This window comes from Streptomyces sp. NPDC052016, from assembly GCF_044548445.1.
GTDB lineage: Bacteria > Actinomycetota > Actinomycetes > Streptomycetales > Streptomycetaceae > Streptomyces.
This window is the reverse complement of the sequence record NZ_JBIUBX010000018.1, coordinates 177,629-203,912: the sequence shown is the minus strand read 5'-3', so window position 1 is coordinate 203,912 and position 26,284 is coordinate 177,629. Positions and strand designations below refer to the sequence as shown.

21 protein-coding genes and 1 tRNA gene are annotated in these 26,284 nt (G+C 72.7%); 16 read left to right on the top strand and 6 right to left on the bottom strand.

Going from position 1 to position 26,284, the window contains the following annotated elements:
• Nucleotides 1-235: 235 nt before the first annotated feature.
• Nucleotides 236-320, bottom strand: a tRNA-Ser gene (locus tag ACIHAR_RS23470).
• 102 nt (nt 321-422) lie between these two features.
• Nucleotides 423-1,988 carry a S1C family serine protease gene (locus ACIHAR_RS23465; protein WP_400021536.1) on the bottom strand — a complete coding sequence of 522 codons (1,566 nt, stop codon included), beginning with the start codon at nt 1,986-1,988 and terminating at the stop codon, nt 423-425.
• 301 nt (nt 1,989-2,289) lie between these two features.
• Between ACIHAR_RS23465 and ACIHAR_RS23460 the strand changes: the two genes are divergently transcribed.
• The 3 genes from ACIHAR_RS23460 to ACIHAR_RS23450 all read left to right on the top strand — a co-directional run bounded on the left by ACIHAR_RS23460 (nt 2,290) and on the right by ACIHAR_RS23450 (nt 5,074).
• Entirely contained in the window at nt 2,290-3,165 is an 876-nt protein-coding gene (locus ACIHAR_RS23460) for a glycerophosphodiester phosphodiesterase (RefSeq protein ID WP_400021534.1), read from the top strand.
• Between the two features lie 194 nt (nt 3,166-3,359).
• Nucleotides 3,360-3,998 (top strand): ATP-binding protein, encoded by a 639-nt coding sequence (locus ACIHAR_RS23455; RefSeq protein WP_365467406.1) that lies wholly within the window; start codon nt 3,360-3,362, stop codon nt 3,996-3,998.
• Between the two features lie 110 nt (nt 3,999-4,108).
• Entirely contained in the window at nt 4,109-5,074 is a 966-nt protein-coding gene (locus tag ACIHAR_RS23450; protein WP_365467408.1) for a DUF5926 family protein, read from the top strand.
• A gap of 276 nt (nt 5,075-5,350) precedes the next feature.
• Here the strand turns inward: ACIHAR_RS23450 and ACIHAR_RS23445 are convergent, their stop codons facing one another.
• Together ACIHAR_RS23445 and ACIHAR_RS23440 are read right to left on the bottom strand one after the other, a co-directional pair.
• Nucleotides 5,351-5,971 carry a hypothetical protein gene (locus tag ACIHAR_RS23445; RefSeq protein ID WP_400021531.1) on the bottom strand — a complete coding sequence of 207 codons (621 nt, stop codon included), beginning with the start codon at nt 5,969-5,971 and terminating at the stop codon, nt 5,351-5,353.
• A 128-nt stretch (nt 5,972-6,099) separates the two neighbouring features.
• The gene (locus tag ACIHAR_RS23440) at nt 6,100-6,765 is read right to left on the bottom strand and encodes a bifunctional DNA primase/polymerase (RefSeq protein ID WP_365467412.1); all 666 of its coding nucleotides are present in this window, start codon (nt 6,763-6,765) and stop codon (nt 6,100-6,102) included.
• A 513-nt stretch (nt 6,766-7,278) separates the two neighbouring features.
• On the opposite strand from ACIHAR_RS23440, the gene ACIHAR_RS23435 reads away from it, so the two are divergent.
• From ACIHAR_RS23435 to ACIHAR_RS23420, 4 genes are all read left to right on the top strand, one after another.
• Nucleotides 7,279-8,784, top strand: coding sequence for a PP2C family protein-serine/threonine phosphatase (locus ACIHAR_RS23435; RefSeq protein WP_365467468.1), 1,506 nt, complete (start codon nt 7,279-7,281; stop codon nt 8,782-8,784).
• An 81-nt stretch (nt 8,785-8,865) separates the two neighbouring features.
• The gene (locus tag ACIHAR_RS23430; RefSeq protein WP_365467414.1) at nt 8,866-10,329 is read left to right on the top strand and encodes an aminopeptidase P family protein; all 1,464 of its coding nucleotides are present in this window, start codon (nt 8,866-8,868) and stop codon (nt 10,327-10,329) included.
• Between the two features lie 151 nt (nt 10,330-10,480).
• The gene (locus ACIHAR_RS23425; RefSeq protein ID WP_400021528.1) at nt 10,481-11,851 is read left to right on the top strand and encodes a PLP-dependent aminotransferase family protein; all 1,371 of its coding nucleotides are present in this window, start codon (nt 10,481-10,483) and stop codon (nt 11,849-11,851) included.
• Between the two features lie 66 nt (nt 11,852-11,917).
• Nucleotides 11,918-13,138, top strand: coding sequence for an MFS transporter (locus ACIHAR_RS23420; protein ID WP_400021526.1), 1,221 nt, complete (start codon nt 11,918-11,920; stop codon nt 13,136-13,138).
• Nucleotides 13,139-13,801: 663 nt separating this feature from the next.
• On the opposite strand, the gene ACIHAR_RS23415 is transcribed toward ACIHAR_RS23420, so the two are convergent.
• Together ACIHAR_RS23415 and ACIHAR_RS23410 are read right to left on the bottom strand one after the other, a co-directional pair.
• Nucleotides 13,802-14,635: a triphosphoribosyl-dephospho-CoA synthase gene (locus ACIHAR_RS23415; RefSeq protein ID WP_400021524.1), complete on the bottom strand. Its 834-nt coding sequence runs from the start codon at nt 14,633-14,635 to the stop codon at nt 13,802-13,804.
• Nucleotides 14,636-15,177: 542 nt separating this feature from the next.
• On the bottom strand, nt 15,178-15,636 hold the full coding sequence (locus ACIHAR_RS23410) for an ATP-binding protein (RefSeq protein ID WP_365467424.1): 459 nt from the start codon (nt 15,634-15,636) through the stop codon (nt 15,178-15,180).
• Nucleotides 15,637-15,888: 252 nt separating this feature from the next.
• On the opposite strand from ACIHAR_RS23410, the gene ACIHAR_RS23405 reads away from it, so the two are divergent.
• The 9 genes from ACIHAR_RS23405 (at nt 15,889) to ACIHAR_RS23365 (ending at nt 26,183) form a co-directional block, all read left to right on the top strand.
• Nucleotides 15,889-16,749, top strand: a complete 861-nt coding sequence (locus ACIHAR_RS23405) for a hypothetical protein (protein WP_400021522.1) — start codon at nt 15,889-15,891, stop codon at nt 16,747-16,749.
• A 133-nt stretch (nt 16,750-16,882) separates the two neighbouring features.
• Nucleotides 16,883-17,632, top strand: a complete 750-nt coding sequence (locus ACIHAR_RS23400; RefSeq protein ID WP_365467427.1) for a YcnI family protein — start codon at nt 16,883-16,885, stop codon at nt 17,630-17,632.
• A gap of 79 nt (nt 17,633-17,711) precedes the next feature.
• Entirely contained in the window at nt 17,712-18,362 is a 651-nt protein-coding gene (locus ACIHAR_RS23395; protein WP_400021520.1) for an SCO family protein, read from the top strand.
• The gene (locus ACIHAR_RS23390) at nt 18,359-18,811 is read left to right on the top strand and encodes a copper chaperone PCu(A)C (RefSeq protein WP_365467431.1); all 453 of its coding nucleotides are present in this window, start codon (nt 18,359-18,361) and stop codon (nt 18,809-18,811) included. Before ACIHAR_RS23395 ends, ACIHAR_RS23390 begins: the two co-directional genes overlap by 4 nt.
• A 199-nt stretch (nt 18,812-19,010) precedes the next feature.
• Entirely contained in the window at nt 19,011-20,954 is a 1,944-nt protein-coding gene (locus ACIHAR_RS23385) for a copper resistance CopC/CopD family protein (protein ID WP_400021517.1), read from the top strand.
• An 8-nt stretch (nt 20,955-20,962) separates the two neighbouring features.
• Nucleotides 20,963-22,294: an iron uptake transporter deferrochelatase/peroxidase subunit gene (gene efeB / locus ACIHAR_RS23380; RefSeq protein ID WP_400021515.1), complete on the top strand. Its 1,332-nt coding sequence runs from the start codon at nt 20,963-20,965 to the stop codon at nt 22,292-22,294.
• A gap of 89 nt (nt 22,295-22,383) precedes the next feature.
• Nucleotides 22,384-23,316: a prephenate dehydratase gene (pheA, locus tag ACIHAR_RS23375; RefSeq protein ID WP_365467437.1), complete on the top strand. Its 933-nt coding sequence runs from the start codon at nt 22,384-22,386 to the stop codon at nt 23,314-23,316.
• Nucleotides 23,317-24,081: 765 nt separating this feature from the next.
• Nucleotides 24,082-25,359, top strand: a complete 1,278-nt coding sequence (serS, locus tag ACIHAR_RS23370; protein ID WP_400021512.1) for a serine--tRNA ligase — start codon at nt 24,082-24,084, stop codon at nt 25,357-25,359.
• A complete protein-coding gene (locus ACIHAR_RS23365; protein WP_400021510.1) occupies nt 25,356-26,183 on the top strand; it encodes an HAD family hydrolase in 828 nt (275 codons plus the stop codon). The genes serS and ACIHAR_RS23365 overlap by 4 nt, the downstream gene beginning before the upstream one ends.
• The last annotated feature ends 101 nt before the right edge of the window (nt 26,184-26,284 follow it).

Genomic DNA, 26,284 nt, shown 5'->3' with positions numbered 1-26,284 from the left:
ACCGCCGCCATCTGGCACAACGACCAGACCGGACAACCGACCCCCCGCTCACTGACCGCCTACGATCACTGACCCCTTGGAATAGATCATCTAGGACGACCAGCCTGATCCGTGCCCCTTTCCTGCCCGGTCAGTCGGGGAACCACGGACAACACCGGACGGTCCCGGTGTGCACGAACGACAACGGCCCCCGACCGATCTCGCTGGTCAGGGGCCGTTCTCAGTGCTCACCACGCGGTGGGTGTGGGATTTGAACCCACGGTGACTCGCGCCACGACGGTTTTCAAGACCGTTCCCTTAGGCCGCTCGGGCAACCCACCCCGCGCCGTCCGGTGACGGTCGGCGCGGGGACAAGAGTAACGGGTGGGCACGCGCGCGGGTGGGTCGGTCGGGGCCGAACCGGGGAGGTACGCGCGCGAGGGTCAGTTGTCGCCCTCGCGGGAGCCGAGGGTGAGTTCGACGGTGTGGGACTTGCCGTCGCGCTCGTAGGTGATCGTGACCTTGTCGCCGGGCTGGTGGGTCCAGATCTCGCCGATGAGGGTGGGGCCGCTGTCGATCACGGTGTCGTCGAGCTTGGTGATGACGTCGCCGGGCTTGAGGCCGGCCTTGTCGGCGGGGCCGCCCGACTCGACCGCGGAGGCGCCGCCCTCGCCCTGGTCGGTGATCTTCGCGCCGTCCGTGGAGTCCTCCAGGGAGACGGACGCGCCGATCTTGGCGTACACCGGCTCGCCCGTCTTGATCAGCTGCTGGGCGACGTACTTGGCCTGGTTGATCGGGATGGCGAAGCCGAGGCCGATCGAACCGGACTGGGTGGTGCCGCCCAAGCCGCCGCTGCCGGTGGACTGGATCGCGGAGTTGATGCCGATGACATTGCCCTGCGCGTCCAGCAGCGGGCCGCCGGAGTTGCCCGGGTTGATGGAGGCGTCCGTCTGCAGTGCGCTCATGTAGGAGGAGCTGCTGCCGGTGCCGTCGGACGAGGCCACCGGGCGGTTCTTCGCGCTGATGATGCCGGTGGTGACCGTGTTGGACAGGCCGAAGGGGGCGCCGATCGCGATCGTGGAGTCGCCGACCGCCACCTTGTCGGAGTCGCCGAGCGTCAGCGGCTTCAGGTCCGAGGGGGCGTTCTTGAGCTTGATGACGGCCACGTCGTAGCCCTGGGCGTGGCCGACGACCTCGGCGTCGTACTTCTTGCCGCTGGGGAAGGTGGCCGTGACCTTGCCGCCGTCGACGGCTTCCGCGACGACGTGGTTGTTGGTGACGATGTGGCCCTCGGTGTCGAAGACGAAGCCGGTACCGGTGCCGCCCTCGCCACTGCTGGACTCGGCCTCGATGGTGACCGTGCTGGGCAGCGCCTTGGCGGCGACCCCGGCGACCGTGCCGGGGTCGCGCTTGACGGAACCGCCGCTGTCGGAGGCGGAGACGGTGGTGGAGCCGGTGTTGTCCTCGTTCTTGGCGAGGGTGTAGCCGAGGCCGCCGCCCAGGCCGCCGGCGACCAACGCGGCGCTCAGGAGCGCGGCGACGAGCCCGCCGCGGCCTTTGCGGGCCTTGGGGGGCTGGGGCTGCTGGTAGGCGGCGCCCCAGACGGGCTGGCCCGCGGGATTCCCGCCGAAGCCGTCGGCGTACGACGGGGTGGCCGGCGGCGGAGGCGGCGGCCAGCCGCCCTCGGGCGCGGCGGCGCCGTGCGGGACGGCGCCGTGCGGGACGGTGCCCTGGGGGACGGTGGGCGGCGGCCAGTCGCCTTCGGGGGAACCGCCCGCGCTGCCGCCGTGCGGGGCGGCCGCGGGCGTCGCCGGCAGCGGGGTGGTGGGAGCGCCCTGATCCGGTGCGGGCGTCTGCGCCTGGGGCTGCGGGGGCGACTGGGGTGCCTGCGCCTGGTGTGCCTGTTCCCGCGTCTGCGGGGCCGAGGGAGTTTCCACCGGCACGGGAGGTGCGGACGGGGCCGGGGGAACCGCGGTGCCCTCGTTGGTGCCCTCGTTCTCGGTGCTCACAGCTCTTCTCCTCGATCCACGGCTGTTGTCCTCGGTCGCACTCGGTCACGCTCGCTCACGCTTGTCGTCGACCCGGCGCGCTGCAGCTGTGCATGTGCTTTTTGTACGACTCAGCTTTTCCCACGGGCCGTCAGAGCACCATAAGCGGTGGCTGTGGGTCCATGGCCACTCTTTACATGGGGCATTGTGCGCATTAAGGGCACTTCTCCGGAACATCTCAGAGGCTTCTCAGACGGCGACCCCCGGCGCCCCCGATTCCTCCGGCCGGACGCGTACCCCGACCCGGTGGCACCATGACGCGGTGACCTACGCACGACAGCAGCACCTGATCCAGGTCGTCGCCCACCGCGGAGCCTCCGAGGAGGCCCCCGAGCACACCCTGACCGCGTACAGGAAGGCGATCGAGGCCGGCGCGGACGCCCTCGAGTGCGATGTACGGCTGACCGCGGACGGCCACCTGGTCTGTGTGCACGACCGCCGCGTCAACCGTACGTCCAACGGCCGCGGAGCCGTCTCCGCCCTGGAGCTCGCCGACCTCGCGGCACTGGACTTCGGCTCCTGGAAGGTGGCGCAGCCGCGAGAGCCGCAGGAGGTCCAGGACGACCCGAAGACCCTGGGGGCCTGGACCACGCGCATCGAGGAGCCCGACTGGGAGGTCCGCCCCGAGGACCGCGAGCGCACCTCCGTGCTGACCCTGGAGCGACTGCTGGAGCTGGTCGCCGACGCGGGGCGCCGGGTGGAGCTGGCCATCGAGACGAAGCATCCGACGCGCTGGGCGGGGCAGGTGGAGGAGCGGCTGCTGGCGCTCCTGAGGCGGTTCGGCCTGGACGCCCCGGCCACGGCGGCCGAGTCCCCGGTGCGGGTCATGAGCTTCTCGGCGCGCTCACTGCATCGCGTGCGTGCCGCCGCGCCCACGCTGCCGACGGTCTACCTGATGCAGTTCGTCTCGCCGCGGCTGCGCGACGGACGGCTGCCCGAGGGCGTCGGGATCGCCGGCCCCTCGATCCGGATCGTGCGCAACCACCCCGCGTACGTGGAGCGGCTGAAGCGGGCCGGCCACCAGGTGCACGTGTGGACCGTGAACGAGCCGGAGGACGTGGACCTCTGTGTCGGGCTGGGCGTCGACGCCATCATCACCAACCGCCCGCGCGCGGTCCTGCGCCGACTGGGCCGTTGAACACACCGTCCTTCAAGGGCCGCCGCGCCGTAGGAAGTCACAGAAGTCCCAGTAGTCACATCCACACCACTTGACCCCACCTTCCCTGTGCAGCATCCTCCGTTCTCAGCCATACCGAAGAAATCCAGCCACACGAGAACGGCTTCCTCACAGGGAGTGCTCCGGCGCGTTCGTTCCGTGATCGAACGTTGCGAGTGCGTCACCGCACAGGAACTGGCCGGTTTCCGGTACAGGCCAATGGGGCATCCACACCGTGGCGTGGGGCGAAGGAGGTCTCGGGGGTGGCGTTGGTGGTGGCACAGGAGGTGCCCACGTCGTCGAGCATGGCCGTACCCCATGGCCCTGCGGGCGTGGGGAAGGCGAGACACCGCATGCGGGATCAACTGCGCAGCGGCGGGGTCTCGGAAGCGGTCATCGACGATGCCGTACTGATCCTGTCGGAACTTCTGAGCAACGCGTGCAAACACGGCCGTCCCCTGGGCGACGCCCTCGCCGGGGACGGCGACGTGCGGGCGGCGTGGCGCGTGGACCCCGGTGGCCGGCTCGTGGTCGAGGTGACCGACGGCGGCGGTCCGACCCGCCCGGCCCCGGCGACACCTTCGGTGACCGCGCACGGCGGCCGCGGCCTCAACATCATCACGGCGCTGGCCGACGACTGGGGCGTCCGCGACGACGCCCGGGGCGAGGTCACGGTGTGGGTCGTCGTCCACGATGACGTGCACGACCCCGACGCGGGAAGCCGCCGCGACGACTTCGCCACCCGGATCACGGCCCCCTCGGTGTCGTCGATACCCGGGCTGGACTTCGCGGACGCGTTCGACGATCTGGACTAGGCCGAGCGCCGTCCACGGACTCGTCGGCCGTCCACAGGTTCCCGTGACTTCGGGTGCGAACGGCTAGGCTCCCGCCCGTACCAGAAGAGCCGTACCCGGGAGACACCCAGATGGCCAAGAAGCGACCCCAGACGAAGGCCAAGCGCCCGCAGCTCACCGACGGTGAGATCCCGGCCGTCGGCGCGCGGGAGCCCTGTCCCTGCGGCAGCGGCCGCCGCTACAAGGCCTGTCACGGCCGGGCGGCCGCGCACGCCGTCACCGAGCTGGTGCAGCGTCCGTTCGAGGGCCTGCCCGGTGAGTGCGACTGGGTGGCGCTGCGCGAGCTGGTCCCTGCGGCCACGGTCGGGCTGACGCTCAGGGACGGCCTGCCCGAGGGCGTCCCGTCGGTCACGCTCGCCACGGTGCTGCCCATGGCCTGGCCGGCCCTGCGCCGCGACGACGGCTCGGTCCTGCTCGGCCTGCAGAACGACACGGCGTCGGGCGACCTCAGCCGCGACCTCGCCGACACCCTCCAGCGCGCCCTGGAGGCGAAGCCCGGCACCCCCGTCCAGGGCCGTCGCGCCCCGGCGGACGGCCCGCGCATGCAGGATCTGCTCGACCCCGAGGGCGCGTTCGAGCCAGTTGTGCACGCCGGGTTCGAGTTCTGGGTGCCGGACCCGGAGAACGCCTCGCCGGAGGTGGCCGCCTCCCTCGAGCGGGCCAACGCGGCGGCGATCCCGACCGTGAAGCTGACCGGCGTGGACGCCGCCTACTGGTGCGAGACGCCGGAGAAGAACCACCTGCGCTGGGTCATGCCGCACCCGGAGGAGCAGCTTCTGGACGCCCTCGCGCGGCTGCACGCCGCGGGCCGTTCGAGCCTGGGGGAGGGCACCCGGCTGGTGGGTTCCTTCCGGGCGCACGGCCTGACGGTGCCGGTCTGGGACCTGCCGAGCGGGGTGTCCGCGGACGACGTGGAGAAGCCGGCCGCCGAGTTCGCCGAGCGTCTCGCCGCCGCCCTGGCCTCGGACGCGCCGCTCACCGCCGACGAGCGACGGGCGCGCGGCGGGCTGACCAACCGACAGGTGACGCTCAGCTGACCCACGGGTCCGGACCGCGGCGCGGCTGACCGGCCGGTCAGCACCGTGACACCGGCGGAATGCGTGACTCCGCTCACAACTCCCGCTTTCGCAAGGCGAGTCGGCGCCAGAAGCGGCGATCTGCCGGTGTCCGGAAAGCCGATGAAAACAGGAGATCGAATTTGCTTGGAGCCGATCTCTTGTTACCGTTCCAGTAGCCCGGTTGCTGGTGCATCCCCCGTCGCCAGCAACCGGGTCTTTCCATGCACGGCCGCGCTCATGTAACGGCGCCGGACGTCAACTCCCGGTACCCGCCGCCGAGTTGCTCCCGGTGCGCAGCAGCAGCGGCCCGGCGCCGCCCGGATGGGCGAACTCCGCGACCGCCGAGTACTCCGCCGGCTCCCCCTGGATGCGCTCACGGTGCGTCTCACAGGTTCCCGGCTCGTCGTCGGCGCCCACGGCACAGCGCATCTGCACCGTCCGCCCCCGAGGCCCCATGAAGCTCAGGACGGCGTCCAGGGCCCGCCCGGTGGCGTTGCGGTAGTAGGTGCGCGCCCACGTGTCCTGCCCCTGGGTCAGCACACAGGTCTGCGCCTCGACGCCGTCGGGGGAGGTGAGTCCGGGACCGCAGCGAGCGGCGGTGGCCAGGCCGAGGCCGAGCGCCAGGGCGGAACGGGACGGCTCGGCGGCCGACGCCTTCGCGTCCGTACCGCGACCGTCGCTCCCGCCGCTGTCGGCATCCGTACGACGATCGTCGCTCCCGCCATCCGTATGGCCCTCGGTGCCGGCGCCGGCGCCGCGATGGTCGCCCGCGCCCGTGCCGCGATCCGCCGCGGCGGAGGACCGGGCCGCCGGGCCTCGTCCGTCACCCACGGATCCCGCGGAGGCCATGGCCCAGGGCAGTGCGATCGCGCACATGACGGCGCCCCCGAGGGCCACGAGACGAACCTGTCGGGAGCCTGGGGGCCGGCCCCCAGAATGTCGCTGCATGAAGCGGAAGATTACGAGCGAACGCGGGGCGTCCCCGCCGCGCGCGCCCGACACCCTCACAACTCGGGTGCGCTCACACCCGTACGAGTGAGGGCGTCGACGACCGCGTCCACCACGGCCTCCACGTCGGGGACCCAGGGTGAGGCCGAACCGGGCAGCGGGGCCCGCTCCCAGCGGATCTCCCCCTGGCCGGTCCCGGACGGCGGCAGGGCGATGTAGCCGCCCTCGCCGTGGAAGCGCAGGGAACCCGGCACGAAGTCCTTGGCGTAGAGCAGCTCACCCAACTGCTCCATGGAATACGGCCGGACGAGGATCGACCAGCGGGTGGGCGAGGCGACGACCGGACCGAGCCGCATGCCCTGCCGGTCCAGCGCCACGAGCGCGCGGGAGGCGGCGAGGGCGGGCAGGCTGACCGCGCAGGGCGCCGTGCCCCCGGTGGCCAGGACGATCGGCGCCGCCGGACGGTTGGTCCACCACCAGCGCACCATGCGCGCGTCGGTGGTGGCCGCGAGGAGTCCGGGGTCGAAGGGATGAGCGCCGGGCACCGAGCACTCCGGGTCGGGGCAGCCGCATCGGGACCGCGCCTGCGGGTCCGCCGTCACGCCCGGGAGTACGGGCCACTGCCATTCCGTCGCGAAGGTCAGGGCCGCGTCGATCAACTCAGGCCCCCCGTCGCTGCGCTGGGACAGGAGCCTGCGTCGCCTTCCGAGGATCTCGCGCATGAGCGCTCGTTCCTTTCCGTTGCACCGCTGGCAACACCGTGGGTCACATCACACCATGTGTCGATCACTTCACTGTGCGTACCTGTTGGCGCATCACACCCCTGTCGGAGGACAAGGGGAACCCCTGGGGTTCGATCGTCGGCTGCTTCCGCGGCCACTCCGTCCATACTGCGCCCATCGTGAGCCTGGGCATGGCGTGGGGTGGCGAAGTCTGGCGTTTTGCCGTGCGCGTAGTTCTCTCCGCCGCCGCCACGGGAGGATGGGGCACGGTCGTCGGTGGCTAAGACGCCCGGGCCGGTCACCAGGTTCCGGGTGGCTCCCAACGACCCCTGGTCCTTACCGAGTACGTACCCATCACGACCGCTGTGACGCTCCGTGGAGCAAGCCCAGTCGACCGCAATCGACCGTTACCCGAAGCAGTTTCAAGCCAACTTTGGTATTTCGCAAGGGAGCCGGAGCAGCATGCACGACAACCCCACCGGCCCCACGGACACCAGCAATACCCGCAGGACAATGCTGGACATCCCCTCACGAGTGCGTGTACATGTGGAGACACTGCTAGCGGCGCAGAACGACATGGGGGTTTGCGATGCTTTCGCGCAATACGCACCGGTCCGAGAGCCGGACGCCATGAACGCCCCTCACCCTCCGAAAGTGGCTGGAATCGATTCAACGGTTCCCTCGCCCGCACACACTGTCGCGCCCGCGCCCGCAGCCCCGGCCGCCCCACCGGTTCCCCCCGGCGCGGGCGCCCTCCTCCAGGACCGTCTCGCCGGCTGGGTCTCGGACCTCACCACCCTCCACGAGCTGACCGAACGCCTGGCCCGTACGGCCGGACTGGCCGACGCCCTCCAGGAACTGCTGCGCGCCGGAGCCGCCCTCGTGGGCGCCCGGCGCGGTCTCGTCGTGCTGGAACCCGCGGACGGCCTCGGCCCGGACACCACCATCGGCCTCGGTCTCGGCCGCGCCGATCTCGGCCACATGGAGACCGTGCCGCGCAGCGCCCTGTCCTACGGCCGCATCCTGGACGGACTGCCCGGCGGCGAGGGCGAGATCGCCCAGCCCGACCTGTTCGCCGAGGACGGACTCGACCCCCGTCACCGCGAGGTCGCCGCACGCCTCGGCTACGCCGCCAGCTACGCCCTGCCCCTCGCGGGCGAGGGCACGGGCCGTCTGGGCGCCGCCGTCTGGCTGTACGACGAGCCCGCCGAGCCGGTCGAGCGCCGGCGCCACCTGATCGGCCTGTACGTCCGCTACGCCGCCGAGCACCTCGCCCGGCTCGTCGAGCTGGAGCGCACGCGCGCCGGCATGGCGACGATCGCCGAGGAACTGCTCCCCTCGCGGCTGCCCAGGGTGGCCGGCGTCCAGCTCGCCGCCCGTCACCGCACCGGCCCGCGCGCGGGCGGCGACTGGTACGACGCGCTGCCGTTGCCGGACGCGGCCCTGGGCCTCGCCGTCGGCTCCGTCACCGGGTCCGGGCCGAGCGCCGTCGCCGCGATGGGCCGGCTGCGCGCCTCGCTGCGGGCGTACGCCGTGATGGAGGGCGAGGACCCGGTCGCCGTCCTGTCCGACCTGGAGCTGCTGCTGCGACTGACGGAGCCCGCCCGCTCCGCCACCGCCCTCTTCGCCTACTGCGAGCCCGCGCTGCGCAAGATCACCCTGGCCGGCGCCGGCCACTGCCCGCCGCTGCTGCTCGGCGCGCGGCGCACGGAGTTCGTCGAGACCTCCGTCTCCGCTCCGCTGGGCATGCTCGCCTGCTGGGAGGCGCCGAGCGTGGAGCTGGAGGCGGCGGCCGGCGAGACGGTCCTCCTCTACACCGACGGTCTGCTGCACCGCACCGGCGCCCCGGTCGACCGCGCCTTCGCCCGGCTGCACGCGGCCGCGGCCGGCGTCCCCAGGGCGCTGCGGCACGACCCCGGCGCGATCGCCGACCACGTGCTGCGGGCCATGCTGCCGCGGGGGCTGGACGCGACGGGCGGCACGGAGGACGTGGTGCTGCTGGCGGCGCGGTTCGAGTAGCGCAGGTGAGAGGCCTTCCGGCCCCGGGCCCCCTCCTGTACGTCCGTACGATGGAGGGGGCCCAGTGCCGTACCTAGGAGGATGACCGTGGCGGAAGATCTCACCCCGGAGACCCCGGAAGAGACCGAGGAGCCGATCAAGCAGCGCAAGAACGGCCTGTACCCGGGCGTGTCCGACGAGCTGGCCGAGAACATGAAGTCCGGCTGGGCCGACACGGAGCTGCGTGACCTGGAGCCGATCGCCCAGGCTGCCGAGACCGCCGCCCGCCGTGCCGCGCTCTCCGCCCGCTTCCCGGGTGAGCGCCTGGTGATCCCCGCGGGCAACCTGAAGACCCGCTCGAACGACACGGAGTACGCCTTCCGGGCGTCCGTCGAGTACGCCTACCTCACCGGCAACCAGACCGAGGACGGAGTCCTCGTCCTGGAGCCCAGGGGCGAGGGCCACGAGGCCACGATCTACCTCCTGCCGCGCTCCGACCGCGAGAACGGCGAGTTCTGGCTCTCCGGGCAGGGCGAGCTGTGGGTCGGCCGCCGGCACTCGCTCGCCGAGGCGGAGAAGCTGTACGGCATCCCCGCCGCCGACGTGCGGGAGCTGGCCGACACGCTGCGCGAGGCCACCGGGCCGGTGCGGGTCGTCCGCGGTTACGACGCCGGCATCGAGGCCGCCCTCACCGACAAGGTCACCGCCGAGCGCGACGAGGAACTGCGCGTCTTCCTCTCCGAGGCCCGTCTGGTCAAGGACGACTTCGAGATCGGCGAGCTGCAGAAGGCCGTCGACTCCACGGTCCGCGGCTTCGAGGACGTGGTGCGCGTCCTGGACAAGGCCGAGGCGACCTCCGAGCGCTACATCGAGGGCACGTTCTTCCTCCGCGCGCGCGTGGAGGGCAACGACGTCGGCTACGGCACGATCGCCGCGGCCGGACCGCACGCCTGCACGCTGCACTGGGTGCGCAACGACGGGCCCGTGCGCTCGGGCGAGCTGCTGCTGCTCGACGCGGGCGTGGAGACGCACACGTACTACACCGCCGACGTCACCCGCACGCTGCCGGTCAACGGGCGCTTCAGCGAGATCCAGAAGAAGATCTACGACGCCGTGTACGACGCCCAGGAGGCCGGGATCGCGGCGGTGAAGCCGGGCGCGAAGTACCGCGACTTCCACGACGCCGCCCAGCGGGTGCTGACGGAGCGGCTCGTCGAGTGGGGGCTCGTCGAGGGGCCCGTGGAACGGGTGCTGGAGCTCGGTCTCCAGCGGCGCTGGACGCTGCACGGCACCGGTCACATGCTCGGCATGGACGTCCACGACTGCGCCGCCGCGCGGACCGAGACGTACGTGGACGGCGTGCTGGAGCCCGGCATGGTGCTGACGGTCGAGCCGGGGCTCTACTTCCAGGCCGACGACCTGACCGTGCCGGAGGAGTACCGGGGGATCGGCGTCCGGATCGAGGACGACATCCTGGTGACGGCGGACGGGAACCGGAACCTGTCCGACGGGCTGCCGCGGCGGTCGGACGAGGTCGAGGCCTGGATGGCGTCCCTGAAGGGCTGACGTCGCGAGGTGATGGCCGGGTACGCACGTCGTGCCCGGCCATCGGTCTGCGGTTCGCGGGTAGGGGGTGGCTGGTGCCGCCCGCGCGGCGGGACCGCACAGGGATGCAGCCCCGCGCCCGTTCGGGGCGCGGTGATCACGTGGGGGGATCGTGGACGAGTTCTTGGCCGGGGTGGATCTGCATCTCGAGGCCGATGTCGGTGAGGGGCGGCGGGCCGGGCTCGAGCGGGCCCTGCGGGACGCCGTGCGGAACGGGCGGCTGGCGCCCGGGACGCGGCTGCCGGCCACCCGGCGGCTCGCCGTCGAGGTCGGCGTCTCCCGCAACACCGTGAAGGCCGCCTACGACCAGCTCGTCGCCGAGGGGTACCTCACGGCCCGGCAGGGGTCGGGCACCCGGGTCGCCTCGCTTCCCTCCCCCGCCGCGAACCCGCCGGAGGCCGCCGCCCGCGCGCGTGAGCCGCGCTTCGACCTGCGGCCCGGCAGTCCGGACGTCGGGGCGTTCCCGGCGGCGGCCTGGCTGCGGGCCCTGCGCCGCGCCATCGCGACGGCGCCCTCACTGGCGTACGACTACGGGGACCCGCGCGGGCGCATGGAGCTGCGCACGGCGCTGTCGGGGTATCTGGGGCGGGCACGCGGGGTCATCGCGCCGCCCGAGCGGATCGTGATCACTTCCGGGTACGTGCAGGGGCTCGCGCTGCTCACGCGGGTGCTGGAGGGCGCGCGGGTGGCCATGGAGGATCCCGGGCTGCCGTTCCACCGCGAGGTCGTGCGGCGCAACGGCGGGGACGTGGTGCCGGTGCGCGTGGACGAACGCGGGGTGTGCGCGCAGGAGCTGGGGGACGTCCGCGCCGTGGTCGTCACTCCCGCGCACCAGTACCCGACCGGGGTGACCCTGCACCCGGAGCGGCGGCGGGCGCTGACCGACTGGGCGCGCGCGGGGGGCGGGCTGATCGTCGAGGACGACTACGACGGGGAGTTCCGCTACGACCGGCAGCCCGTGGGCGCGCTCCAGGGGATGGCGCCGGGAGAGGTCGTCTACCTGGGGACCGCCTCCAAGACCCTCGGGCCCGCGCTGCGGCTCGGCTGGATGGTGCTGCCGCCGCACCTGGTCGACGCGGTGGCCGAGGCCAAGCTGCACAGCGACCACCAGACCGAGTCCATCGGCCAGCTCGCGCTCACCGAACTGATCGACAGCCACGCCTACGACCGTCATGTGCGCGCGTGCCGGCTGCGCTACCGGCGCCGCCGGGACCTGCTGCTGGACCGGCTCGGGGCGCGCCGGGGCGTGCGCGGGATCGCGGCCGGGCTGCACGCGCTGGTGGAGGTCCGCGACGAGGACGCGGTGCTGGCGCGCGCGGAGGCGGAGGGCCTCGCGGTCGGGCGGCTCGGCGACCACTGGCACACGCCCGGCGAAGACGGGGAGGCACGGCCGCAAGGGCTGGTCGTCGGCTACGGGACCCCCCGGGAGCGGGCGTATCCGGAGGCGTTGGACGTGCTGGCGAAGGTACTGGACGGGAACTGACTGGGCCACTGAGACGATGTCCGATTGGTGCTGCCCGTAGGCCCATTGCGCCCCTAAATTCGTGGCATGACCACGACCCGCCCACAACGGCTCCTCGCCCTGGCCCAGTTGAGCAACTCGGTGGGGGACGGCGCGTACTACACGACGTCGGCCCTCTACTTCACGCAGATCGCCGGTCTCGCTCCCGCGCGCGTGGGCCTCGGGCTGACCGTCGGGTGGGCGGTCGGCTCGCTGGCCGGGGTGCCGCTGGGACGCCTGGCCGACCGGCACGGACCGCGCGGTACGGCGGTGCTGCTGGCGCTGGCGACCGGGTTCGCGGTGGCGTCCTTCACGCTGGTGCGCGGGTTCCTGCCGTTCGTGCTGGTCGCCTGCGGGTACGCGGCCGCCCAGTCGGGGCTCGCGGCGGCCCGGCAGGCGCTGCTGGCGGGGCTGGTCCGCGCCGGGGAGCGGACCGGGCTGCTGGCGCGGCTGCAGGCGACGCTCAACGCCGGTCTGGCCGTGGGGGCCGGGCTCGGCGGGCTCGCACTGCACGCGGGGACGCGGTCGGCGTACCTCGCGGTGTTCGTCGTGGACGCGGTGAGCTTCCTGGTGTGCGCGCTGCTGCTCCTCGGGCTGCCCCGGGTGGCGCCGGCCGAGGTACGCGCCCGGGGCGGGCTCGGTGTGCTGCGCGACCGGCCGTACGCGCTCGTCGCGCTCCTCAACACCGTGCTGCTGCTGCGGCTGCCGCTGCTCAGTCTCGTCCTTCCGCTGTGGATCACGTCCCGGACCGGGGCGCCGGCGTGGCTGGTCTCCGCGCTGTTCGTGCTCAACACCGCCGTGGTGACCGTCTTCCAGGTACGCGCGGCGCGCGGGGTCACCGGTCTGGGCAGCGCCTCGCGCACGCTGCGCCGGTCGGGGTGGGTGATGGCCGCCGCGTGCGCGGTGTTCGCGCTGTCCGCGGGCGCCTCCCCGTGGGTGGCGGCGGGCGTCCTGGTGCTGGGGGCGGTGCTTCAGGTGGCGGCGGAGATGGGACAGTCGGCGGGTTCCTGGCAGCTGTCCTTCGATCTGGCGCCGGCCGACCGGGTCGGCGAGTACCAGGGCTTCTTCGGCACGGGCGTCACCGTCGCCCGCACCCTGGGCCCCCTGCTCCTGACGTGGCTCCTGGTGGAGTGGGGCACCCCCGGCTGGCTGCTGCTGGGCACGCTGACGCTGGCCGCGTCGTACGCGATCGGCCCGGCGGCGCGCCGGGCGGCCGATACCACCCAGGCAGGCGACCCGGCCGGGCAGCCGCTGCCGGTGACCCGCTGAGCCGAACAGCACCCCGCGGGGCAGCCACGGCCCGCCGCGTGGGGCACCCCCGGCCGGCCGCTGCTGGGCACGCTGACGCACGCGATCGGCCCGGCGGCGCGCCGGGCGGCCGCCACCACCCAGGCAGGCGACCCGGCCGGCCACCCGGTACCGGTGACCCGCTGAGCCGAACAGCACCCCGCGATGCCGCGTGGGGCACCCCCGGCCGGCCGCTGCTGGACACGCTGACGCCGGCCGCGTCGTACGCGAACGGCCCCGGCCACGCGCCGGGCGGCCGCCACCACCCAGGCAGGCGACCCGGCCGGGCACCCGGTACCGGTGGATCGCTGAGCCGAACAGCACCCCGCGGGGCAGCCGCAGCTCGCCGCGTGGGGCGCCGCCCGGCGGGCCCGCGGGCGCGTTTCGCCCCGGGCCGCGCGGGGGGTGACGGTGGCCGGTACAGACGCGATACGGCCGGCGACGCACCGGGCCACGTTGCCGGGGGCGGGTCGGCTACACGGTTGCCCGGGGCGGGTCGGCTGCACGGTCCGGCTCCGTCGATGCCGGGAGGCTTGGTGCCAGGGCACCGGCGTGGTGGTCGTACAGGTGCTCCTTCGAGGCGCTCGCGTCGGCACCCTCGCCACTGCGACCGCCACTGCGACGGCCGCGGCAGTGTCGCCGGGGTCAGGTCGTCCGTGGGGTCGTGGACACGGGCAGTGAGTCCACGAAGAGCGTGCCAGCCAGCAGGCCGGCGCTCCCCCGGGGGCTCCACGCGCGTGCGTGCAGGTCCGCGTCGAGGGAGGACAGGGCCTCGCGGCCCGCCTGCGTCGACGTACCACCCGCGTCCAGGACCGCGCGGGCGCCCGCCTGGACGTGGCGCAGGCCCATCGGGCCCGCGGTGTGCAGGAGTTCGGTGTCCTGCAGGGTGGACATCACGGTGACGAGGGCGTCCATGCGGGCCTGTTCCTCGGTGGCGCCTCGGTTGCGGGCCCTGGCGAGGGCGTCCAGCGCGCGGCGGACGTGCGGGAAGCCGGCGCGGGCCTCGCCGCGGGCGCCGGCGGCCCCGTATCTCGCCGAGACCGTCGAGCCGCGGGAAGGCCGTCGGGGGGCGCGCCGGTCCGTGTGGGCGGCGATCCGTTTGGCGGCGGCGGCGACCTCGGCGCCCCGCGCACGGGGGTCGAGGGCGGCCGCCGCCACCAGCAGACCGAGCGTCCACAGCGCGCCCCGGTGTCCTCCGCCGGCCAGGCCCACCGAGTGCTCGGTGCACCGCCCGATGGAGCCCAGCTCCGCGCGGAGCCGGGGCGTGGCCTCTCCGGTGCGGCGGGCGGCGGCGGCCATGGCCGCGAGGCCGGGTGCGAGCGCCTTGGCCGACCAGCGCAGGGCGCGGTGGTCCACGCGGGTCTCCCGCGCGGAGAGATCGCGCGGGTCGGGCAGCCCCGGCTTGGGGGCGAGGGCCAGTTGCCCGGTCAGCGCGGCCACGGCGGCCTGCGCGAGCGCCTCGTCCTCACGTCTCGTCATGGCCGTGCCTCAGGAGGACGCGGAGGCCGACCGGGCGTCACTCGGCGGGGCGCCGGTCGGGATGCTGGTCGAGGCGCCCGTCGGGGTGCCGGTCGAGGCGTGCCGCCCTCGCCGCCACCGCCCCGCCCGTGTTCCCGACGTCCGGGTCGATGCCGAGGGTCAGGAATCCCTTGTACGTCCGTGACGCTCGACATCAGCGTCATGCGGCCGCCGCCGGTCGAGGTCGCCGAGGCCGACGCCGAAGCGGTCGCCTCGGCCTCCGCCGCCGTGTCGACGAACGCCGACCCGTGCCCGGCGGCCGCGAGTCCGCCGGCGGCCACCGAGCCGCCGGTCACCGCCAGGGCGCGACGCCGGGTGAGAGATGGGCTCCCGTGTTTTCCCGTCATGGACACGCAACGTAGGAACGCGGCTTGTCAGGGAGATGGGCCGACGCTGAGAACCGCCTATGAGTGCTGTGCAGGCTGAAGACCGTGGGGGGACGCGTTGTCGGCAGACCCGCTGGCGCCCGCACCGCGCCCCGGCGGCGAGCGGAACGCCGGCTTTCACACGGCCATCAACGGGGCGTCCTTGCGCCACTTGAGGATCTTGTCGAAACTCACCACAGCCCCGCTCCGACCCGGCTTGTTGCCGATGTGGACGTGGTCGGCGAGCTCCTGGATGAGGAACAGACCGCGGCCCGCCTCGGCGTCGACGTCGGTGTGCGGCTGGGTCGGGCGGACCGGACGCTCGGCGGTGAAGCCCGGGCCGGAGTCGGTGACCTCGATGCGGCACATCTCGCCGTCGAGGTAGGCGGTGACCCGGTACGCCTCCGAACAGCCGCCGTGCGCGGTGTCCCCGCCGTGCTCGACGGCGTTGGCGCAGGCCTCGCTCAGGGCGACGGAGAGGTCGTAGGAGATGTCGGGGTCCACGCCCGCGGTCTCCATCGTGCCGAGCAGCAGGCGGCGGGCGAGCGGGACGCTCGCGGCATCGCGGCGCAGATGGAGTGACCACCAGATGCTCATGCTCCAGCCTCCTGGCCGCGGCTCGACATACCGTTACGTATTGCCGCCCGGACCCGCAAGTAAGCGCGAATTCCGCGTGATGCGGCCCATATGGGGGGTGCTCGACGAGCCGAAATCGGTGTATGTGGGACTCGGGAGCACCAGTCGTACCAGTCGTACCGGTCCCTACCGGAAAGTGATCTTCCGCATCACCCGGAATGATGCGGACCTGCCGTAGGCGCGCCGTAAGGCCAGTGGGATGATGGGCCCGCCATGACTGCCCCCCACCCAAGCACGGCGCGCTCCGGAGGCGCTCTCCGGCTGCTGCGGGCCGCGGTGTTCGCCGCGGTCTGCGTCGTGCTGGCCGGGGCCGGGCACACCCTGGCCTCCTGCGCCACGGTCCCGCTGTGGACGCTGGGCGCCGGATTCCTGGGTATCCTCACGGTCGTGGCGCCGCTCGCCGGACGCGAGCGGTCACTGCCGGGCATCGCCGCGCTGCTCGCCGTCGGACAGACCGTGCTGCACACCCTGTTCGGGCTGGGACAGCACGGCACGGCGGCCGTGACGTCGACGGCCACGACCGTCTCCGACGCCGCCCTGGTCGAGCAAGCCGCACGGCTGCTGTGCGGGACCACGGCTGCGGCGATCAGCCCCGCCCAGGCGCAGCGGATCCTCATCGAGGCGCGGGTCTGGGGAAGCGGAGGCACGAGCGGCACCGGTGGCGGCTCGGGCGTCGGTGGCGGCGGGGGCATGACTTCCGTGCACCACCCCGCGGACGCGCTGGCCTCCACCGGTGCGTCGGCGTCGCTGCTGCCCTCCCTGCCGATGCTGCTCGGCCACGTCCTCGCGGCGGTCGCCGCCGGTTGGCTGCTGCGGCGCGGCGACGCCGCCCTGCTGCGGCTGATGGAGCTGTCGGCGCACGGCGTCGCCGAGGGAGCGCTCGTACGGTCCCTGCGCGGGGCGCTCGCTCTCGTGCGCGCTCTGCTCGCGGGACTTCCCGCCACGCCCGAGTGGGCCCCGCGCGCCCCGCGCACCCCCCTGCTCACACCCCTCGAGCCGGCTGCCGGCGCACTCCAGCACACGGTGATCAGGCGCGGCCCGCCGGCGGCCGCCGCACTCGTCCTCGCTGCCTGACGCGACGCGACCAGCACTCCACCACAACCGGTGAGCGCGGCCGCCGTCGTGCGGCACGCGCGCGTGCGCACGTTCTCCGTGCCCACGCCTCCCTCACCGTCAGACCTCACTCAGAGTGGAGTGCTTCGCCGTCATGAAGGTCTCTCGCCTCGCCGCCGCCGCCGCGGTCGCCGGCTCCGCCGTTCTCGTCCTGTCCTCGCCCGCCTTCGCGCACGTCACCGTGCAGCCGGAGGGCACCGCCGCCAAGGGCGGCTACGCGGTCGTGAACTTCCGCGTCCCCAACGAGCGCGACAACGCCTCGACCACCCAGCTCGAGATCAACTTCCCGACCGACACCCCGCTGTCCTCGGTGCTGCCCCAGCAGATCCCCGGCTGGAAGATCGCGGTCACCAAGAGCAAGCTGGCCAAGCCGCTGGAGGTGCACGGGCGGCAGGTCTCCGAGGCCGTCTCCAAGGTCACCTGGACCGCCGAGGACAAGGGCATCCAGCCGGGGTACATGCAGCAGTTCCCGGTCTCCATGGGCGCGCTGCCCGAGAACGCCGACCAGGTCGTCTTCAAGGCGATCCAGACGTACTCCAACAAGGAGGTCGTACGCTGGATCGAGGTCCAGGAGAAGGGCGCCGAGGAGCCCGAGAACCCGGCCCCGGTGCTCGAACTGTCCGACGCCTCCGACGGCCACACCCACGGCTCCTCCGCCGAGAACGCCTCCGAGGAGTCCGACGACGCCGAGGCCGCCGCCGCGACCGAGGCCTCCGACTCCTCCGGCGGCACCGACACCACCGCCCGCGTCCTCGGCATCGTCGGCATCGTGGTCGGCGCCGCCGGCGTGGCGTACGGCGTGCTCGCCGGCCGCCGGCGGCCGACCGCCGGCGACGCCTCCTGACGACAAGCCGTCCACGGTGGGCGCCGGAACACAGCGACCCGGCGCCCGCCGCACCTCACCACACCCGGGACCCATCTCCATGCGCAAGAAGACGTTCGCCGCGGCCGCCCTGTTCGCCGCGGCCACCCTCACCCTCTCCGCCTGCGGCAGCGGTGACAACGGCTCCAGCCCCGTCGCCGCCGTCGCCGAGGACGGCTCGCAGCAGGCCGCGACCGTGCTCGACCAGCCCTTCACCAAGCCGAACCTGGTCCTGACCGACACCCAGGGCAAGCAGTACGACCTCCGCAAGGAGACCGCCGGTCACCCGACGCTGCTGTACTTCGGCTACACGCACTGTCCGGACGTGTGCCCGCTGACGATGAGCAACATCGCCGTCGCGAAGAAGCAGCTGCCCGCGGCGGAACAGGACGACCTGCGCGTCGTCTTCGTGACCACCGACCCGGACCGCGACACCCCGGCCGCGCTCGGCGCCTGGCTCAAGGGCGTCGACCCGCAGGCGGTCGGCCTGACCGGGGACTTCACCACCATCCAGACCGCCGCCCGCACCCTCGGCATCTCCATCGAGCCGCCGCACAAGGACAAGAACGGCAAGACGGTCTCCACCCACGGCACCCAGGTCATCGCCTTCTCCCCGAAGACGAACGGCGGCTACCTCCTCTACGGCGAAGGCACCACGGTCGAGGAGTACACCAAGGACCTGCCCAAGATCGTCAAGGGGCAGAACCCGTGAGGCGGTTCGCTGTCTGCGCCGCCGCCGTCCTCACCGGCAGCCTCGTGCTGGCGGGCTGCGGCTCCGACGACGCCGCCGCCGACCTGTCGGTGAGCGCCGCCTACATGCCGCAGCCGATATCCGACTCCATGGCGGCCGGCTTCCTGACGATCACCAACGACGGCGGTACGAAGGACGAGCTGACCTCCGTCACGAGTGACGTCGCGGGCAGCGTCACCGTCCACGAGACCGTCGGCGGGGCCATGCAGGAGGCCGACTCCCTCGACGTGCCCGCCCACGGCCGGCTCGTGCTCGCCAGCGGAGGAAACCACCTGATGTTCGAGAAGCTGAAGCGCAAGCCGAGACAGGGCGAGAAGGTGACCGTGGAGCTGCACTTCGCCGAGTCCGGAACCGTCGAGGTCGAGATGCCGGTGGAAGCCGCCACCTACACCCCGAAGACCGGGCACTGAGGGAGGGACCGCCTTGACCCAGACCATCGCCCCCGGACTCCGTGGACCGGCCGGCGCCCCGGGATGTCGGCGGTCGGCCGACGCCTCCCGAGACGGCCGGTCGGCCGACGCTTCCGGCGGCCGCCGGTCGGCCGGCCGCCGGTCGGCCGTCGGCCCCGGAGCCCGCAGGACGGCAGGCGCTCCCAGGGTCCGTCTGCTGGTGCTGCTGTTCCTCACCGTCGTCGGCGCGCTCCTCGCCGGCGCCGGGCCGGCCTCCGCGCATGCCGCGCTGACCGGCAGCGATCCCGCCCAGGGGGCCGTGGTCGACAAGGCGCCCGCACAGGTGTCGCTGACCTTCTCCGAGCAGGTCTCGGCGAGCGGCGACTCGCTACGCGTCCTCGACCCCAAGGGCGCGCGCGTCGACACCGGAAAGCCGTCCAACGTCAGCGGTACGACCTATGCCGTGAAGCTGCACTCGGGGCTGCCCGACGGCACCTACACGGTGACCTACCAGGTGGTCTCCGCCGACAGCCACCCCGTCGCCGGCGCCTACACCTTCTCCATCGGCTCCCCCTCCGAGACCAGCGTCTCGGTGTCCGGCCAGGGCGCCGGCGGAGGGGTCGTCGGCGGGCTGTACGGCGTCGGGCGGTACGTGTCCTACGCCGGGTACATCGTCATGGTGGGCGGAGCCGCCTTCGTGCTGGCCTGCTGGCCGCGCGGAACCGGGGTGCGGGCCGTACAGCGGCTGGTGGTCTCCGGCTGGCTCGCGCTCACCGCGGCCACTCTGTTCCTGCTTCTCCTGCGCGGCTCCTACACCGGTTCCGGGAAGGTCGGCGACGTCTTCGACCTCGACCTGCTCGGGCAGGTCCTGCAGACGAAGACGGGCGCCGCGCTCGTCTCCCGGCTGCTGCTGCTCGCCGCGGCCGCGCTGTTCATCGCCGTGCTCTTCGGCGCCTATGACAAGCGGGAGGACGAGGAGAAGCGCGACCTGACCTTCGGGCTCGCCATCGGCGGCACGGTCGTGGCCGCCGGATTGGCCGCGAGCTGGGCGATGGCCGAGCACGCCTCGACCGGGCTGCAGCCGGGCATCGCGATGCCGGTGGACGTTCTCCACCTGCTGGCCGTCGCCGCCTGGCTGGGCGGGCTGGGCGCCCTCCTCGTGGCGCTGTACCGGTCGGCCACGCCGGTCGAGGCCTCGACCGTCCGCCGGTTCTCGCAGGTCGCCTTCGGCAGCGTCCTCACCCTGGTCGCGACCGGCGTCTACCAGTCGTGGCGCCAGCTCGGCTCCTGGTCCGCCTTCACCGACACCCGCTACGGGCAGCTTCTGCTCGCCAAGATCGGCTTGGTCGCGCTGCTCGTCGGCGTCGCCTGGATCTCGCGACGGTGGACGGGGCGACTGGCGGAGACGGGGGCGGCGACGTCCCTCGCCGGGAGTTCCGGTGGAGAGGCGGCGGACTCCGAGGACTCGAAGGACTTGACGCCTGCCGTCGGGGTCAGTGAGGCGGCTGCCGGCGAAGCCGGTGAGACGCCTGCCGACGGAGCCGCGGACCGAAAGGTCCCTGCGGCTGCCGCGTCCGGCGACGGCGAGCGCGCCGCGCAGCTCGCCCGGCAGCGGGCCGCCGTCCAGGCCGCGCGGCAGAAGCGACTGCGCGACGCCGACCCGAACCGCTTCGGCCTGCGCCGCTCGGTGCTCGCCGAGGCCGGCGTCGCCGTCGTGCTGCTCGCCGTCACCACCTCACTGACATCCACCGAGCCCGGCCGTACGGAGCAGGAGGCGAGGGCCGCAACGGCGGCCTCCACCTCGTCCGCCTCGGCCAGCTCAGGGGCCCTGACCCTCGACATGTCGTTCGACACCGGCGGCACCGACGGCCAGGGCGTCGTCAGCGTGGACCTCGACCCCGCCCGGACCGGTGCCAACGAGATGCACGTCTACGTCACCCGACCCAACGGCCGCGCCTTCGACGTCCCCGAGGTGAAGGTCGCCTTCACCCTCGAAGCGCAGAAGATCGGGCCGCTCCCCGTCGTCCCCGACCACATCACCACCGGCCACTGGTCGGCGAACGGAGTGCAGCTCCCCATGGCCGGCGAATGGAAGATCGCCGTGACCGTGCGCACCTCCGACATCGACCAGGCGACCGTCTCCAAGAACGCGCAGATCGGCTGAACCGCACCATGCCTGACCAGTCCATTTCGGCATCCCGCACCCACAGGCCCGCACCCGGGACCGCCCACGGAGCCGCACCGGGAACCGACCCCGGGACCGCCCCTGGCGAGCCCTCCGCTTCCGGGGGTCTGACCCGCCGGAAGCTGCTCGGCACCGCCGGCGCCACCGGGCTCGTCCTCGGTGCCGCGGGCGGGGCCGCCGGGTACGCCGCCGCGCCCGCACAGGCGACCCCGCTGTCGTCGATCGGGTCGGAGCAGGTGATGTTCCACGTGAAACATCAGCCCGGCATCACCCAGGGACTCCAGGCCCGCGGTCATCTCGTCGCCTTCGACCTCGCGGCCGGCGCGGGCCGCAAGGAGGCCGCCGCGCTGCTGCGCCGTTGGTCGGAGACGGCCCGGCGGCTGATGGCGGGCGAGGCGGCGCCGCATGACGACACGGACGTGGCCCGGGACGCCGGCCCGTCCTCGCTGACGATCACCTTCGGCTTCGGCCACAGCTTCTTCACCCGCACTGGCCTGGAGAAGCAGCGCCCTGTCTCTCTGGACCCGCTTCCCGCCTTCTCCTCCGACCAGCTCGACAAGTCCCGCAGCGACGGTGACCTGTGGGTGCAGATCGGCGCGAACGACGCCCTGGTCGCCTTCCACGCCCTGCGGGCGATCCAGAAGGAGGCGGGCAGCGCCGCCAAGGTCCGCTGGCAGATGAACGGCTTCAACCGCACGCCGGGCGCCACCGCCCACCCCATGACCGCGCGCAACCTCATGGGCCAGGTGGACGGCACCCGCAATCCCAAGCCGACGGACGCCGACTTCGACCAGCGGATCTTCGTGCCGGAGTCCGGTTCGAACGACCCTGCCTGGATGGCCCACGGCTCCTACGCCGTCGTACGCCGCATCCGCATGCTCCTCGACGACTGGGAGAAGCTGTCGGTCAAGGCGCAGGAGCAGGTCATCGGGCGCCGCAAGTCGGACGGGGCACCGCTGACCGGAGGCACCGAGACGACCGAGATGGACCTGGAGAAGACCGACGCCAACGGCGATCTCGTCGTCCCGCTCAACGCCCACGCCCGGATCACCCGTCCCGACCAGAACGGGGGCGCGGCGATGCTGCGACGGCCGTTCTCCTACCACGACGGCATTGACGCGGACGGGGTGCCGGACGCGGGGCTGCTGTTCATCTGCTGGCAGGCGGACCCGCTGCGCGCCTTCGTCACGGTGCAGCGGAAGCTTGACCGTGGGGACGCCCTGTCGAAGTACATCCGCCACGAGTCGAGCGGGCTGTTCGCGGTCCCGGGCGGGGCGGCGGAGGGGGAGTACGTGGGGCAGCGGTTGCTGGAGGGATGAGACGGGCCCCGGTCACACTGATTCACCCGGCTGAGCGGCCGGCGTGAGACTCGTGGGCCCGGTTCCGCGAGGGCCATTAGGGTGAGGTCATGCCAGCGAGCTACGCGTATCTCGGCCCCGAGGGCACCTTCACGGAGGTCGCTCTTCGCACCCTGCCCGAAACGGCCACCCGGCAGCTGATCCCGTACGTCTCCGTGCAGTCCGCCCTGGACGCCGTGCGCACCGGTGAGACCGAAGCCGCGTTCGTGCCCATCGAGAACTCCGTCGAGGGCGGGATCACCACCACCCTGGACGAGCTGGTCGCCGGCACCCCGCTGATGATCTACCGCGAGGTGCTGCTGTCTATCACCTTCGCGCTGCTGGTCCGGCCCGGCACCAAGCTGTCGGACATCAAGACGGTCACCGCCCACCCGGCCGCCCAGCCGCAGGTGCGCAACTGGCTGAAGGCGAACCTGCCGGACGCGGTCTGGGAGTCGGCCGCCTCGAACGCCGACGGCGCGCGCCTGGTCCAGGAGGGCCGCTACGACGCGGCTTTCGCGGGCGAGTTCGCGGCCGCCCGGTACGGCCTCGAGGCCCTGGAGACCCAGATCCACGACGCGGAGAACGCGCAGACGCGGTTCGTGCTGGTGGGCCGCCCCGCCCGGCCCGCGGCACCCACCGGGGCCGACAAGACGTCGGTCGTGCTGTGGCAGCGCGACGACCACCCGGGTGGTCTGCGGGACCTGCTCGGCGAGTTCGCCACCCGCGGGATCAACCTCATGGTGCTGCAGTCCCGGCCGACCGGCGCCGGCATCGGCAACTACTGCTTCTGCATCGACGCCGCGGGCCACATCTCCGACCGCCGGATGGCCGAGGCGCTCATGGGGCTCAAGCGGATCTGCCGCGACGTGCGTTTCCTCGGCTCGTACCCGCGCGCGGACGTGACCGCGGCCGACGTACGGGCTCCACTGCCCGGCACTTCGGACGAGGAGTTCGTGACGGCGGCGGACTGGGTGGCCCGCTGCCAGGACGGCCGCTTCTAGCTCCGGGCGCAGGCGGCTTCCAGCTCCCGGCGCAGGCCGCTTCCGGCCTGCGAAGGCAGGTTGCAACCCGGCCACGCCGCCGCTCGGTCGACACGTCCGGCGAAGGGCGGGTTCCACCTCGGCGAAGACAGGGTGTCGGCCCGGTGAAGGTGGGGTTTCGGCCGGTCCTACCTGCATATCTTCGTTATCCACAGAAGTTATCCACAGGGCGGCTTCTCGACCTGGGGACAAGTCGACAACGAAGTGCCATCCAGTCGACATATCGCCCTACAGGGCTCAACTGGGCCCTCATCCTGGCAGTTCACCCTTCGTCCACCCGTTTCCTTCGATCAATCCTTTGGGGCGACCCAATTCCACCCGAAAGTGGGTGCGGGATCGGTTTGACCAAGGAATTCACCGCAAGGTGAACAGGGATCACAGGGTGATCGGAATGATCGATTCCGATATCCACAGATCTTTCGCACAGCCTGTGGATAACTTATCGAGGTGTGGATTGCTGTGGACAACGGGGCACAAGTCCCGCTCCCGACAGGCGGATCGCGTCGGCGGGGCCGCACCGCGCAACCCCGCTCCAGCCGACCGGGCACCTCCGTTCCAGCCGGCCGCGGCACCTTCGTTCCAGCCAGTGGGACACCTTTATCGACCGAATGGAACACGCCGATACGCCCGGAGAACACTTACGGCAATTGCCCCATAGCGGAACGTAGGGCGTGTTCCGCAATAGTGAGTCGTGAGCCCGAACCCCGCACCGGTAGCCTTGAGCACGTGATTGACCTTCGCCTGCTCCGTGAGGACCCCGACCGTGTGCGCGCGTCCCAGCGCGCCCGTGGAGAGGATGTCGCGCTCGTCGACGCTCTCCTGTCTGCCGACGAGCGGCGCAGGTCGTCCGGCGTCCGCTTCGACGAGCTCCGCGCCGAGCAGAAGCAGCTCGGCAAGCTCATCCCCAAGGCCTCCGCGGACGAGAAGGCCGAACTGCTCAAGCGCGCCGAACAGCTCAAGGCCGACGTCAAGGCCGCCGACGCCGAACGCGACGCGGCCGACCACGAGACCCAGGAGCTGCTCCTCCAGCTCGGCAACCTCGTCCACCCCGACGTGCCCGTCGGCGGCGAGGAGGACTTCGCCACCCTGGAGACGCACGGCGAGATCCGCGACTTCGCCGCCGAGGGCTTCGAGCCCAGGGACCACCTGGAGCTCGGCCAGCTCCTCGGCGCGATCGACGTCGAGCGCGGCGCGAAGGTCTCCGGCTCCCGCTTCTACTTCCTCACCGGCGTCGGCGCGCTCCTGGAGCTCGCGCTGGTGAACGCGGCGATCGCCCAGGCGACGGCCGCGGGCTTCACCCCGATGCTCACCCCGGCGCTGGTGCGCCCCCAGTCCATGGCGGGCACCGGCTTCCTCGGCCAGGCCGCCCAGGACGTGTACCACCTCGACAAGGACGACCTCTACCTCGTCGGCACCTCCGAGGTCCCCCTCGCCGCGTACCACATGGACGAGATCATCGACGCCGAGCGCCTGCCGCTGCGCTACGCGGGCTTCTCCCCCTGCTTCCGCCGCGAGGCCGGTTCGCACGGCAAGGACACCAAGGGCATCTTCCGCGTCCACCAGTTCGACAAGGTGGAGATGTTCACCTATGTCACTCCCGAGGACTCGCAGGCCGAGCACCAGCGCCTGCTGGACTGGGAGAAGCAGTGGCTGACCTCGCTGGAGCTGCCGTTCCGCGTCATCGACGTCGCCACCGGTGACCTCGGCGCCTCGGCCGCCCGCAAGTTCGACTGCGAGGCGTGGATCCCGACGCAGGGCAAGTACCGCGAGCTGACCTCGACCTCGGACTGCACCGAGTTCCAGTCCCGCCGCCTGCAGATCCGGGTCCGCGAGGGCAAGCAGGTCCGTCCGCTGGCCACGCTCAACGGCACGCTGTGCGCCGTTCCGCGCACCATCGTGGCCATCCTGGAGAACCACCAGCAGGCCGACGGCTCCGTGCGGGTGCCCGAGGTCCTGCGTCCGTACCTCGGCGGCCGGGAGGTCCTGGAGCCGGTGGCCAAGTGAGCCAGGCCACAGAACAGGCGGCCGCCCCCGGCTTCCCCTACCGGCTGATCGCGACCGACCTCGACGGGACGCTGCTGCGCTCCGACGACTCGATCTCCCGGCGCACCCGTGACGCCCTCGCCGCGGCCACCGCGGCGGGGGCGGCCCACATCGTCGTGACCGGCCGCGCCGTCCCCTGGACCCGGCACATCCTCGACGACCTCGGCTACGACGGCCTCGCGGTCTGCGGCCAGGGCGCCCAGGTCTACGACGCCGGCGCGCACCGCCTGCTGACCTCGGTGACCCTGGACCGGCAACTGGCCGGGGTGGCGCTCGCCAAGATCGAGGCGGAGGTCGGCCCGCTGTACCTGGCCGCGAGCCGGGACGGGCTGGAAGGGGAGGTGCTGGTCGGCCCCGGTTACGCGGTCACCGGCAAGCTCCCGGCGACGCCGTTCACGGACGCGTCGGACCTCTGGACCGCCCCGCTGAACAAGATCTACATACAGCACCCGGACCTGTCGGACGACGAACTGGCCGAGGCGGCCCGCCAGGCCGCGGGCGGCTTCGTCACCGTCGCCATGGCCGGCGCCGGCATCGTGGAACTGCTTCCCCTCGGCCTGTCCAAGGCCACGGGCCTGTCCCTCGCCGCCCGCCGTCTCGGCATGAAGGCCGCCGACACGATCGCCTTCGGCGACATGCCCAACGACATCCCGATGTTCGCCTGGGCCGCCAGAGGCGTCGCCATGGCCAACGCCCACCCGGAACTGAGGGCGGTCGCCGACGAGGTGACGACCTCCAACGAGGAGGACGGCATCGCGGTGACCCTGGAGCGGTTGCTGGCCTGAGAACCGGGCTGCGGGCTGCGGGCTGCGGGCTGCGGGCTGCGGGCTGCGGGCTGCGGGCTGCGGGCTGCGGGCTGCGGGCTGCGGGCTGCGGGCTGCGGGGT

Bases quoted from the DNA above. Each gene is read 5' to 3' on its own strand.
- ACIHAR_RS23450 (WP_365467408.1), top strand. From the start codon at position 4,109: ATGGCCAAGAAGCGACCCCAGACGAAGGCCAAGCGCCCGCAGCTCACC.
- ACIHAR_RS23445 (WP_400021531.1), bottom strand. From the start codon at position 5,971: ATGTGCGCGATCGCACTGCCCTGGGCCATGGCCTCCGCGGGATCCGTG.
- ACIHAR_RS23440 (WP_365467412.1), bottom strand. From the start codon at position 6,765: ATGCGCGAGATCCTCGGAAGGCGACGCAGGCTCCTGTCCCAGCGCAGC.
- ACIHAR_RS23435 (WP_365467468.1), top strand. From the start codon at position 7,279: ATGCTGGACATCCCCTCACGAGTGCGTGTACATGTGGAGACACTGCTA.
- ACIHAR_RS23430 (WP_365467414.1), top strand. From the start codon at position 8,866: ATGACCGTGGCGGAAGATCTCACCCCGGAGACCCCGGAAGAGACCGAG.
- ACIHAR_RS23420 (WP_400021526.1), top strand. From the start codon at position 11,918: ATGACCACGACCCGCCCACAACGGCTCCTCGCCCTGGCCCAGTTGAGC.
- ACIHAR_RS23415 (WP_400021524.1), bottom strand. From the start codon at position 14,635: ATGACGAGACGTGAGGACGAGGCGCTCGCGCAGGCCGCCGTGGCCGCG.
- ACIHAR_RS23410 (WP_365467424.1), bottom strand. From the start codon at position 15,636: ATGAGCATCTGGTGGTCACTCCATCTGCGCCGCGATGCCGCGAGCGTC.
- ACIHAR_RS23405 (WP_400021522.1), top strand. From the start codon at position 15,889: ATGACTGCCCCCCACCCAAGCACGGCGCGCTCCGGAGGCGCTCTCCGG.
- ACIHAR_RS23400 (WP_365467427.1), top strand. From the start codon at position 16,883: ATGAAGGTCTCTCGCCTCGCCGCCGCCGCCGCGGTCGCCGGCTCCGCC.
- ACIHAR_RS23395 (WP_400021520.1), top strand. From the start codon at position 17,712: ATGCGCAAGAAGACGTTCGCCGCGGCCGCCCTGTTCGCCGCGGCCACC.
- efeB (WP_400021515.1), top strand. From the start codon at position 20,963: ATGCCTGACCAGTCCATTTCGGCATCCCGCACCCACAGGCCCGCACCC.
- pheA (WP_365467437.1), top strand. From the start codon at position 22,384: ATGCCAGCGAGCTACGCGTATCTCGGCCCCGAGGGCACCTTCACGGAG.